This is a genomic window from Pseudomonas sp. NPDC087690, assembly GCF_044743175.1.
In the GTDB taxonomy this organism is placed as follows: domain Bacteria; phylum Pseudomonadota; class Gammaproteobacteria; order Pseudomonadales; family Pseudomonadaceae; genus Aquipseudomonas.
On sequence record NZ_JBIUVX010000022.1, the window covers coordinates 34,623 to 44,921 of the forward strand.

General features: G+C 59.2%; 13 protein-coding genes. 3 read left to right on the plus strand and 10 right to left on the minus strand.

Going from position 1 to position 10,299, the window contains the following annotated elements:
• Positions 1-23 precede the first annotated feature (23 nt).
• The 3 genes from adk to ppc are packed head-to-tail and all read right to left on the minus strand — an operon-like array spanning position 24 to position 3,605.
• Entirely contained in the window at positions 24-674 is a 651-nt protein-coding gene (gene adk, locus ACIPIZ_RS19445) for an adenylate kinase (RefSeq protein ID WP_008078383.1), read from the minus strand.
• Complete coding sequence (locus ACIPIZ_RS19450; protein WP_401166793.1) at positions 674-964, minus strand: hypothetical protein; 291 nt, start codon at positions 962-964, stop codon at positions 674-676. Before ACIPIZ_RS19450 ends, adk begins: the two co-directional genes overlap by 1 nt.
• Before the next feature lie 10 nt (positions 965-974).
• A complete protein-coding gene (ppc, locus tag ACIPIZ_RS19455) occupies positions 975-3,605 on the minus strand; it encodes a phosphoenolpyruvate carboxylase (RefSeq protein ID WP_401166796.1) in 2,631 nt (876 codons plus the stop codon).
• Between the two features lie 213 nt (positions 3,606-3,818).
• On the opposite strand from ppc, the gene ACIPIZ_RS19460 reads away from it, so the two are divergent.
• Positions 3,819-4,163 carry a hypothetical protein gene (locus ACIPIZ_RS19460; RefSeq protein WP_064393219.1) on the plus strand — a complete coding sequence of 115 codons (345 nt, stop codon included), beginning with the start codon at positions 3,819-3,821 and terminating at the stop codon, positions 4,161-4,163.
• 50 nt (positions 4,164-4,213) lie between these two features.
• On the opposite strand, the gene ACIPIZ_RS19465 is transcribed toward ACIPIZ_RS19460, so the two are convergent.
• Positions 4,214-4,558 carry a hypothetical protein gene (locus ACIPIZ_RS19465; RefSeq protein WP_163030256.1) on the minus strand — a complete coding sequence of 115 codons (345 nt, stop codon included), beginning with the start codon at positions 4,556-4,558 and terminating at the stop codon, positions 4,214-4,216.
• On the opposite strand from ACIPIZ_RS19465, the gene ACIPIZ_RS19470 reads away from it, so the two are divergent.
• Positions 4,542-4,946 carry a DUF4398 domain-containing protein gene (locus ACIPIZ_RS19470; protein ID WP_034154861.1) on the plus strand — a complete coding sequence of 135 codons (405 nt, stop codon included), beginning with the start codon at positions 4,542-4,544 and terminating at the stop codon, positions 4,944-4,946. The genes ACIPIZ_RS19465 and ACIPIZ_RS19470 overlap by 17 nt on opposite strands.
• Before the next feature lie 54 nt (positions 4,947-5,000).
• The gene (locus ACIPIZ_RS19475) at positions 5,001-5,789 is read left to right on the plus strand and encodes an OmpA family protein (protein ID WP_064393220.1); all 789 of its coding nucleotides are present in this window, start codon (positions 5,001-5,003) and stop codon (positions 5,787-5,789) included.
• A 138-nt stretch (positions 5,790-5,927) separates the two neighbouring features.
• On the opposite strand, the gene ACIPIZ_RS19480 is transcribed toward ACIPIZ_RS19475, so the two are convergent.
• From ACIPIZ_RS19480 to ACIPIZ_RS19505, 6 genes are all read right to left on the minus strand, one after another.
• Positions 5,928-6,257, minus strand: coding sequence for a hypothetical protein (locus tag ACIPIZ_RS19480; protein ID WP_064393221.1), 330 nt, complete (start codon positions 6,255-6,257; stop codon positions 5,928-5,930).
• Entirely contained in the window at positions 6,254-7,159 is a 906-nt protein-coding gene (locus tag ACIPIZ_RS19485) for an alpha/beta hydrolase (protein WP_150646947.1), read from the minus strand. The genes ACIPIZ_RS19480 and ACIPIZ_RS19485 overlap by 4 nt, the downstream gene beginning before the upstream one ends.
• A 147-nt stretch (positions 7,160-7,306) precedes the next feature.
• The gene (locus tag ACIPIZ_RS19490) at positions 7,307-8,557 is read right to left on the minus strand and encodes a flavohemoglobin expression-modulating QEGLA motif protein (RefSeq protein ID WP_177330993.1); all 1,251 of its coding nucleotides are present in this window, start codon (positions 8,555-8,557) and stop codon (positions 7,307-7,309) included.
• A gap of 60 nt (positions 8,558-8,617) precedes the next feature.
• Positions 8,618-9,172 (minus strand): hypothetical protein, encoded by a 555-nt coding sequence (locus ACIPIZ_RS19495; protein WP_122662228.1) that lies wholly within the window; start codon positions 9,170-9,172, stop codon positions 8,618-8,620.
• A gap of 150 nt (positions 9,173-9,322) precedes the next feature.
• Entirely contained in the window at positions 9,323-10,036 is a 714-nt protein-coding gene (locus tag ACIPIZ_RS19500) for a TetR/AcrR family transcriptional regulator (RefSeq protein WP_016983549.1), read from the minus strand.
• 105 nt (positions 10,037-10,141) lie between these two features.
• Positions 10,142-10,299, minus strand: a 158-nt coding sequence (locus ACIPIZ_RS19505) for an amino acid--tRNA ligase-related protein (protein WP_401166842.1), incomplete at its 5' end; no start/stop codon positions are given.

Here is a 10,299-nt window from a genome sequence, read left to right on the forward strand (position 1 = left end):
GATGATGCAGCCGATCAGACTTTTCAGCTCAGCGCGGCCAGCACCTTGGCGGTGATCGCATCAACCGAACCGACGCCCGGAATGTGGCTGTACTTCGGCTTGCCAGCGTTCTTGGCGGACAGGCTCTGATAGAACTCCACCAGCGGCTTGGTCTGCGAGTGGTAGACCGACAGGCGATGACGCACGGTTTCTTCTGTATCGTCCTTGCGCTGTACCAGCTCTTCGCCGGTGATGTCGTCTTTGCCGGCGATTTTCGGCGGGTTGTAGACGATGTGGTAAACGCGGCCGCTGGCTTCGTGAACACGACGGCCGGCGATGCGTTGAACGATTTCTTCGTCTTCAACAGCGATCTCAACCACTGCATCCAGCTCAACGCCGGCAGTGACCAGTGCTTCAGCCTGCGGAATGGTGCGCGGGAAGCCGTCGAACAGGAAGCCGTTGGCGCAGTCTGGCTGAGCGATACGGTCCTGAACCAGTGCGATGATCAGGTCATCCGACACCAGGCCGCCGGCATCCATGATGCTCTTGGCTTGCACGCCCAGCGGAGTACCGGCCTTGACCGCTGCACGCAGCATGTCGCCAGTGGAAATTTGTGGAATGCCGAATTTTTCGGTGATGAACTTTGCCTGAGTACCTTTACCGGCCCCGGGAGCTCCCAGCAGAATGACGCGCATTAGATGTGCTCCTCAATTTTTTTATAAAAAGCTTTTACAAAACAAAGGATTCGCCTCTTGGGACGAATCCTGAAAATACGGGTCGTGGCCGCAGAAACGGCCAAAGGCTGATCAAGATACACAGCAGGCTGCGCCCACACAAGACGCCAAAAGTCGGAGAAACCGACGGCCCCCGCGACCTTGCGACGCGGTAACCCAAGTCGCAACCCCATCATTAACTGTCGCCTGGCGGCACTTTCGCCGGGCAGGCAAAGCGGCATTCGGCGTTTGTGACCGGTGCCGCGCGCCACGCCAAAAACCTTAGCCGGTATTGCGCAAACCGGCGGCAATCCCCGCCACAGACACCAGCAACGCCTGTTCCACCGGGCTGCCCTGCTCGACATCCTGTTGCCGCGAACGGGCCAACAACTCGGCCTGCAATAGATGTAGCGGGTCAAGGTAAGTGTTGCGCAGACGGATGAATTCGAGGGTGTCCGGGCTATGTGCCAGCAGCTGCGACTGACCGGTCAGGCCGAGCACTACCGCGCACGCCTGCGACAATAGGTCGCGTAACTGCGCGCCCAACGGCAGCAGATCCGGCTCGACCAGACGCTGATCGTAGGACAACGCAATGTCGGCGTCGGCCTTGGCCAGCACCATTTCCAGCATGTCGATACGGGTGCGGAAGAACGGCCACTGCTCGCGCATCTGCCCGAGCAACTCGCCTTCGCCGCGCTCCAGCGCCTTGCTCAACGCCGATTCCCAGCCGAGCCACGCCGGCAGCATCAGCCGCGTTTGTGTCCAGCCGAAGATCCACGGGATCGCCCGCAGGCTTTCGATGCCGCCGGCACGGCGTTTGGCCGGACGACTGCCGAGCGGCAAACGCCCCAGTTCCTGCTCCGGTGTGGACTGGCGGAAATACTCGACGAACTGCGGATTTTCCCGCACCACCTGACGGTAAGCACTGACACCGTCAGCCGCCAATTCGTCCATCAAATGGCGCCATTCAGCGGTCGGTGGCGGTGGTGGCAGCAGCGTTGCTTCAAGCACCGCCGCCAGATACAGATTGAGGTTTTGCTCGGCGATGTCCGGCAGGCCGAATTTGAATCGAATCATTTCCCCCTGCTCGGTGGTGCGGAAACGCCCCGCCACCGAACCCGGTGGCTGCGACAGAATCGCCGCATGCGCCGGGCCACCGCCACGGCCGACGGTGCCGCCGCGACCGTGGAACAGCAGCAGTTCGACTTGCTGCTCACGGCAGATTTCCACCAAGCGTTCCTGCGCGCGATATTGCGCCCAGGCCGCTGCAGTGGTGCCGGCGTCCTTGGCCGAGTCGGAGTAGCCGATCATCACTTCCTGCGGGCCTTGCAGCCGTGCGCGATAGCCCGGCAGCAGCAATAGCCGCTCCATCACCGGCCCGGCATTGTCGAGGTCGGCGAGGGTTTCGAACAGCGGTACTACACGCATCGGCCGCAGCACGCCGGACTCTTTGAGCAGCAGTTGCACGGCGAGCACATCGGAGGCGGCGCCGGCCATGGAGATCACGTAGGAACCGAGCGAAGCGCCCGGTGCGGCGGCGATTTCCTTGCAGGTGTTGAGCACTTCTGCGGTGTCGGCTGATGGCTTGAAATGCGCTGGCAGCAAAGGCCGACGATTGCTCAGTTCGCGGGTCAGGAAAGTGATGCGCTGTTCTTCATCCCAATCTTCATAGCGACCGAGACCGAGGTAATCGGTGATTTCGGTCATCGCCGAGCTGTGTCGCGACGAATCCTGGCGTACATCGAGACGCACGAGGAACAAGCCGAAGGTCACCGCCCGACGCAGGCAATCGAGCAGCGGGCCGTCGGCGATCACGCCCATGCCGCATTCGTGCAGCGAGTTGAAGCACAGCTCCAGCGGATCGAGCAGATCGCGGTTGTTGTGCAGCACATCAGCCGGCGCAGGCGTTGGAGCGGTCAGCGCAGCATGTGCCCAGTTGCGCGTCGCACGCAGGCGTTCACGCAGTTGTTTGAGCACCGCGCGATACGGTTCGGCGCTGTCGCCAGCCTTGGCTTTCAACGCATCGCTGGCTTGCTGCATCGACAACTCGGCAGCCAAATGATCGACATCACGCAGGTACAAATCGGCGGCCATCCAACGCGCCAGCAGCAACACTTCGCGGGTTACCGCAGCGGTGACGTTGGGGTTGCCGTCACGGTCGCCGCCCATCCACGACGCGAAGCGAATCGGCGCCGCCTCCAACGGCAAGCGCAGGCCGGTCGCTTCATGCAAAGCCTTGTCGGCCTTGCGCATATGGTTGGGGATCGCTTGCCACAGCGAATGTTCGATCACCGCGAAACCCCACTTGGCTTCATCGACCGGCGTCGGGCGCGTGCGGCGGATTTCTTCGGTGTGCCAGGCTTCGGCGATCAGCCGCTGCAGGGTGTTCTGGATCTGTTCGCGTTCGGCAGTGGTCAGGTCGCGATGATCTTGCGCGGCGAGTTGCCCGGCGATGGCGTCGTACTTCTGGATCAGCGTGCGTCGCGCGACTTCGGTGGGGTGCGCGGTCAGCACCAGCTCGATTTCCAGCCGTGACAGTTGACGTGCCAGCGACTCGGTGCTGTGACCTTCGTTGCGCAAACGCGCAAGCAATTCCGGCAACACGCGGGATTCGAACGGCGCCGGCTGCGACTCTTCGCGCCGATGGATCAACTGATACTGCTCGGCGATATTCGCCAGGTTGAGAAACTGGTTGAACGCCCGCGCCACGGGGAGCAATTCGTCCTCGCTCAATTGATTGAGGCTGGCGCTCAGTTCAGCGTCCATCGAGCCACGCCGGTCGGCCTTGGCGCCCTTGCGAATCTGCTCGATCTTGTCGAGAAACGCCTCGCCGTACTGATCTCGAATGGTGTTGCCCAACAGCTCTCCGAGCAGGTGAACGTCTTCGCGCAAGCGTGCATCAATATCGGTCATCAGCAATTCCCCAGCAGTAATCCGGACGGCTTAGAAACGAGTGCATGACCTAGAGAGTGCCGCTCTACGACGCTTCTTACAAGCATCCGACCAAGGGACTTTAAACCTTGTGGGCGAAAGCTAGTCTCAACAGTAAGCCGTACAACGGCTTGCCGCCGGCGCTGCCGGACACTCACCCAGGCCTGCCAAGAGCAGGCGCGAAATGAGGTCATCATGAAAATTCGTGAACTCGCCCAGCATTGGGAAGAAAACGCCAAGGGTCGCCTGACCGACACTGGCTACACGATTCATCTGGACGTTGAAGCCGCTGCGCGTCTGGCAGCGATTGCCGAGATGTACCCCAAACGGCATGCCGAAGAGCTGCTCGGGGAATTGATCGGCGCAGCCCTTGAAGAGTTTGAAGCGAGCCTGCCGTATGTGAAGGGTTCGACGGTGGTGGCGACCGATGAGGAAGGTGATCCGTTGTATGAGGATGTCGGGCCTACGCCTCGTTTTCTGGCGTTGTCGCGCCGGCACTTGCATGACCTCTCGGCTGTTGAAGGCAAGCCAAAACACTGACACAACACACATCAAACTGTAGGAGTGAGCCTGCTCGCGATGGTGGTTTTTCATTCAACATTTTTGTTGTCTGATACGACGCCATCGCGAGCAGGCTCACTCCTACAGGGATTGTATTTCCGCCTTAAAATCGCCGTATTTTCGGTATTAGAAACACCCGCGCGTACCGCTTCATCCCGCCAAAGTTCCCGCTCTAGAGCCTTGTCCATTCGGTCAAAAAATATTTTGGCGATAGGCCATCTTTTCTGAACTTTTGAAAAACGCCTCCGGTCGGAAGCTGTAACCACGCCTGGAACGAGCGTTTCAAATAACGCACTTGGATACGACATTTTCGGCTCCTCGACCAGGATGGATTCAGATGTTTTCAGGAGATGCCCAATGGAGTTGAAGACCATGAAAAACCAAACCTCGTTTACCCACCTGCGCGGTCTGAAACTGGCGGCTCTGGCCATCGGCACCAGCTTCGTACTGGCCGGTTGCGCCGGTAACCCACCGACCGAGCAATACGCCGTGACTCAATCGGCAGTGAACAGCGCGGTCAGCGCCGGCGGTACCGAATTCGCTGCCGTTGAGATGAAGCAGGCGCAGGACAAACTGAAACAAGCCGAAATCGCCATGCATGACAAGAAGTATGACGAAGCGCGCACTCTGTCCGAGCAAGCCGAGTGGGACGCTCGCGTAGCCGAACGCAAGGCTCAGGCCGCAAAAGCCGAACAGGCTGTGAAGGATTCCCAGAAAGGTGTTCAGGAACTGCGTCAGGAAAGTCAGCGCACCGTGCAGTAAGCGCGCATCCCGATGGCAACGCTGAAACTTTATCGATAGAAAGGACGAAAAATTATGCGTAAGCAACTGATGATTCCAGCTCTTCTGGCCGCAAGTGTCGCTCTGGCTGCCTGCTCGACTCCACCTAACCCGAATCTGGAACAGGCACGCACCAACTACGCCGGCCTGCAAGCCAACCCGCAAGCGAGCAAAGTCGCGGCGCTGGAAACCAAAGACGCCAGTGATTACCTCGACAAGGCCGACAAGGCTTATCTGGACAAGCAAGACGCAGCCAAGGTCGACCAACTGGCCTACCTGACCAACCAGCGCGTGGAAGTGGCCAAGCAGACCATCGCCCTGCGCACCGCTGAAAACAATCTGAAGAACGCTGCCGCCCAACGTGCCCAGGCGCGTCTGGATGCGCGTGATCAGCAGATCAAACAGCTGCAGGACAGCCTGAACGCCAAGCAGACCGATCGCGGTACGCTGGTGACCTTCGGCGACGTGCTGTTCGCCACCGACCGTGCTGACCTGAAATCCAGCGGTCTGGTCAACATCAACAAACTGGCGCAGTTCCTTCAGGAAAACCCGGATCGCAAAGTGATCGTCGAGGGTTACACCGACAGCACCGGTACTGCGAGCCACAACCAGACTCTGTCTGAACGTCGCGCCAATTCCGTACGTACCGCTCTGGTGAAAATGGGCGTTGATCCCGCGCGCATCGTCGCTCAGGGTTATGGCAAGGAATACCCGGTTGCCGAGAACGGCAGCGTCTCCGGCCGTGCGATGAACCGTCGTGTGGAAGTGACCATTTCCAACGACAACCAGCCGGTTGTGCCACGTTCGGCGGTCAGCTCGAACTAAGCGCCCTGCTGTAACGCAAAAGCCCCGCCTGACTGAGTCACGCGGGGCTTTTTTAGATGAAAAGATCGCAGCCTTCGGCAGCTCCTACATTGGAATGCGTTTCCTGTAGGAGCTGCCGAAGGCTGCGATCTTTTGCTTTTAAGGCTGGAGTTTTTGCGGGGTCTCTTCACCCATGCAGCGCACGGCTTTCTTCTGCGCGTTGATCAGTACACCGGTCAAGCCTTTCTGCTCGGTATCGAACAACACCAGCACGCCATCGATGCACTGCGCCACTTGCGGCGCCGGGTCGAGCGAGACTTTGTAGTCTTCGCCCGGCACGGTCTTGAGCATGGTGAAGTCGTTGAGCAGCAACGCATCCTCGGGTTTGGCGAAATGCAGGTAACCGTAGTACCACAACGCCCCGACGGTGCCGAGGATGCTGCAGATACCGGTGATGATCAGCGGGATGGCGTTACGTTCTTCACTCATTGCGGACTCTCATCTTCAGAATTCGGGGGTGTCGGGAAATTAGGGATTTCGCCGAGGCGGCGCAGGCCGTTGAAATGCTCGGGATCGTCCAGATAGCGCAGCATCACCTGGCGCCACACCGGATCACCGAAGGTCTGCACATGGCCGCCACGGGTCAGTTGCAGCACACGCGGGGGGGGCGCAGCTTGATACAGGCGGATGCCGTTGGAAAGCGGCACCAGCGGATCGTCAATGCTGTGAAAGATCAGCTTCGGCACGCCGTTGAGCTGCGGCATCGAATGGATTGCGCTGTCACTGTCCGGCACCAGCCACGACAGTGGCACCTGGAACGGCCAGGTCAGCCACGAGGTGCTGAGCGCGTATTGGCCGACACTGCGATAGCTGGCGGGTACACCATCGAGCACCAAGGCCTTGAGCTGTTTCTGCCGCTCTGGATGCTGCACCAGCCAATGCACGGCCATCGAACCGCCGAGGCTCTGACCGAGCAGAATCAGCGGCTTGCCTTTGACATCCGGCGCCTTGTCGAGCCAAGCGAACGCGGCGTCGATGTCCTGATAGATCGCCGGCAAACTCGGCTTGCCCTCGGACAGGCCATAACCGCGATAGTCCACCAACAGCACCTGATAGCCGTTTTTTGGCAACCACCAACTGCCGCCGAGATGCATCGGCAGATTGCCGCCGTTACCGTGCAGGTGCAGCACGGTGCCTTTGACCTCGACGCCGGGTTTGGCCGGCAGCCACCAGGCGTTGAGCTTGAGGCCATCCGCCGTGACCAGCGTAACGGTGCGGTATTCGAGCTTGGCTTTTTCCGGGGTGAACATCTGCCCCGGTTCGGGGTAGAACAACAAAGAGCTGCAACCGCTGAGGGTCAGAAGCAGGCAGATGATGCCGAGGATTCTCATCCGGTGAAACCTCGCAAAAATTCAGGTTCAGATCGTTCCCACGCTCTGCGTGGGAATGCATCCCGTGACGCTCTGCGTCACAGTGGACGCGGAGCGTCCATGGCGGCATTCCCACGCGGAGCGTGGGAACGATCGGTCTGTAGTGGGCTAGAGGATGTTGGAGTAATCCGCTTCGATCCGGTCCAGGCTCAAATGATTGAGGAAATTGGAGAAACACATCCACGCCGACAACGCATTCATGTCGCGGAACTGCTCCGGCAGATACTTAGGCGGCACCACCAACCCTTCATCCACCAATTGACGCAACGTACGCATGTCTTCCAGCGTGGTCTTGCCGCAGAACAACAGCGGGATCTGCTCAAGCTTGCCCTTACGCACGGCCAACTGAATGTAGTTGTAAACCATGATAAAGCCCTTGAGGTAGGACAAGTCTTTGGTGAATGGCAGTCCGTTCGGTGTCGATCCACGGAAAACACGACTGGCGTTGCCGTAGCTTTCCGCCATTTCGAAGCCCTGCTCGCGGAAGAATTCGAATATCTGCAGGAAGTCGGCGCCCTCCTCGACCATATGAATGGCGCGGGTGCGGTTGGTCAGTTTGCGCAGACGGCTTGGGTAGGAAGCAAAGGTGATGATCTCCATCAGGATCGCCAGGCCTTCCTGGGTCACCGTCGAAGATGGCGGGCCTTTGGACAGGAAGGTGCAGATTGGCTGGTTCAGGCCGTTAAGCGTGGTGCCTACGTGCACCAGCCCCTCATGGACTTCCAGCGCACGCACGTCGCGATCGTTGAACATCGCGTCGGTGCGGATCTTGATGTAATCCGCGCCCGCCGCCGCGTCAGCGACGATGCCGTCGGACTCGAACACGCGAATGGTTTCTTCAGCTTCACCGAACACCTTGTTCAGACGGGTCTGCAGCAGATGCACCGCGTCTTTGGCGGTGAGGACTTTTGGCTCATCCTTCAGATCGCCACGGCCATCGATGTTGTTCAAATAGTCGGACATCATCAGGCCGAGGTCAGCCAGGGTCGGGTCACCGGCGTGGAAGGCATCGGAGGCGGCGCCATACAGCTCTTGCGAGATCAGGCCGAAATCCTCGGTGCCGCGCGCTTCGAGCATGCGCACCACCATGCGGTACTCCTTGCACATACGCCGCATGATCTGCCCGACCGGGTTGAACTGGCCGAGCTGGCGGGTGATGTCACGCTCGATGTTCTGGAATTCCAGTTTGACCTTGCTTGAATCGAAACTCAGTGGCCGATTGAGGTAGTAGTCGCGATCCACCGCCGGCATTTCCTTGCCTTTGGCCTTGAGGAAGCCCTTGCGGATGTTCTCGTCCCACTTGACCGCGTCGAGCACACGGATCGGTGTCTGCGCCAGCACAATGCGGTCGGACAACATGCGTATCGTCTGCTGGTAATCGTCCACCCGAAACTCCTGTAGAAAACCTGACGTAATGAATTATTGGGCGCGGGTCTGGCGCTGGTAGCGCACGGCTTCAACGAAGACATCGGAATTGGCCGGATCGTCGAGGTAAGCAAAGACCTTGTCGAGACTGCTGTCGACTTGCACACCGTCGCCATCGTCGGTCTGGAAGGCCTGACCGTCGAGGTTTTTTTGTTTGATCGCCTGGTTGATCTGCTCAAGGTCGAGGTTATAGACCACCAGTTCGTGTTTATCGGTGAGTTCGAAACCGGCGATGGTGTAGTGGCCGCCGTACTGCGCCGGGACTTTCGCCGACAGATACCAGCGGTTGCCATGGCGCGACACGGTGAACGGATAGGCTTCGCGTTCACGGGGCTTGGCCTTGAAGTACGTGACGGCCTGATAGCGATCGTTGCCCAGGCGCGTCAGCTCAAGGTTCATCGGCTCGCCCCAGGCATTGGTGCTCGACCATTTGCCGAGCAAGCCCTTGGGCGCCGGGTCAGTAGTGGCCAGCGGTTCCTTGAAGGTCACCAGACAGCCGCTGAGCAGCAGGAACGACAAGGCGATCAGCACGCCACGCCAGGCTTTCATTCAATACTCCCTATGAACATTCGCCGCCCTTAAGGTGATTGCGTTCCCCTGTAGGAGTGAGCCTGCTCGCGATAACGGATTTACATTCAACATCTTAGTTGTCTGATACACCGCTATCGCGAGCAGGCTCACTCCTACAGGGGATTTGCGTCAGACCGATGCGAGCACCAGGTGCATGTAGCGCGTCAGAATGCCGAGCATGTCCTCTTCGGCCAAAGGCTCGGCGTCGTTGAGCAGGCCCTGATATTCCATCCGTCCGATAATCGCCGTCAACACCTTGGCATCCTGCTGCGGTTCACGCGAACCCAAGACCTGGAACAACTGGCAGGTGCCCTGCAGCAGAATCTGTTGATGGGAACGCACCAGAATCGCCAGGCGCGGGTTGAGCAGCGCTTCCTGACGGAATGCCTGCTCGGCCATCAAATGCTCGCGACGGTTAACCAATTGTCGATGCACGTAGTCGGCCATCAACCGCGCAATGTCATCGGCCAGTTGCGAACGCGATTCGGGGCTGCCGTCACCACTGACGACCATGTCACGCAACAGACCTTCATTGTTGATCCACAACTTGGCCATGTACGCCGCACTGCGTTCAACGTATTGGGCGAAGGTATCGGTGAGCAGGTCGTCGATGTCCTTGAAGTAATAGGTAGTCGCCGACAACGGCACACCAGCCTCTGCGGCCACTGCGCGATGGCGCACGGCACGTACACCGTCGCGCACGACAATCCTCATCGCCGCGTCGAGAATGTCCTGTCGACGCTGCTCACTGCCCTGTCGGCTGGCCTTGCGACCCTGGTACTGAACACTTTCAGCGACCGCAGTGGCGATACCCGCTGCACCTTCTTGAGCTATTGCACCCATCACGACAGAACTTCCTCTGCTATTGCGAAATTAACCAATTGATACATTTGTACCAGACAGGCAATAAAAAGCCGCCTGTTTTAGGCGGCTTTTTAACTGAAACGTTTACGCTTGCGGTCGCATGTGCGGGAACAGGATCACATCGCGGATCGACGGCGAGTTGGTCAGCAACATCACCAGACGGTCGATGCCGATGCCTTCACCGGCCGTTGGCGGCATGCCGTACTCCAGCGCGCGAACGAAGTCGGCGTCGTAGTGCATGG

What these genes read in the sequence shown, in the direction of transcription:
- adk (WP_008078383.1), bottom strand. Translation starts at nt 674, where the DNA reads ATGCGCGTCATTCTGCTGGGAGCTCCCGGGGCCGGTAAAGGTACTCAG.
- ppc (WP_401166796.1), bottom strand. Translation starts at nt 3,605, where the DNA reads ATGACCGATATTGATGCACGCTTGCGCGAAGACGTTCACCTGCTCGGA.
- ACIPIZ_RS19460 (WP_064393219.1), top strand. Translation starts at nt 3,819, where the DNA reads ATGAAAATTCGTGAACTCGCCCAGCATTGGGAAGAAAACGCCAAGGGT.
- ACIPIZ_RS19470 (WP_034154861.1), top strand. Translation starts at nt 4,542, where the DNA reads ATGGAGTTGAAGACCATGAAAAACCAAACCTCGTTTACCCACCTGCGC.
- ACIPIZ_RS19465 (WP_163030256.1), bottom strand. Translation starts at nt 4,558, where the DNA reads ATGGTCTTCAACTCCATTGGGCATCTCCTGAAAACATCTGAATCCATC.
- ACIPIZ_RS19475 (WP_064393220.1), top strand. Translation starts at nt 5,001, where the DNA reads ATGCGTAAGCAACTGATGATTCCAGCTCTTCTGGCCGCAAGTGTCGCT.
- ACIPIZ_RS19480 (WP_064393221.1), bottom strand. Translation starts at nt 6,257, where the DNA reads ATGAGTGAAGAACGTAACGCCATCCCGCTGATCATCACCGGTATCTGC.
- ACIPIZ_RS19485 (WP_150646947.1), bottom strand. Translation starts at nt 7,159, where the DNA reads ATGAGAATCCTCGGCATCATCTGCCTGCTTCTGACCCTCAGCGGTTGC.
- ACIPIZ_RS19490 (WP_177330993.1), bottom strand. Translation starts at nt 8,557, where the DNA reads ATGTTGTCCGACCGCATTGTGCTGGCGCAGACACCGATCCGTGTGCTC.
- ACIPIZ_RS19495 (WP_122662228.1), bottom strand. Translation starts at nt 9,172, where the DNA reads ATGAAAGCCTGGCGTGGCGTGCTGATCGCCTTGTCGTTCCTGCTGCTC.
- ACIPIZ_RS19500 (WP_016983549.1), bottom strand. Translation starts at nt 10,036, where the DNA reads ATGGGTGCAATAGCTCAAGAAGGTGCAGCGGGTATCGCCACTGCGGTC.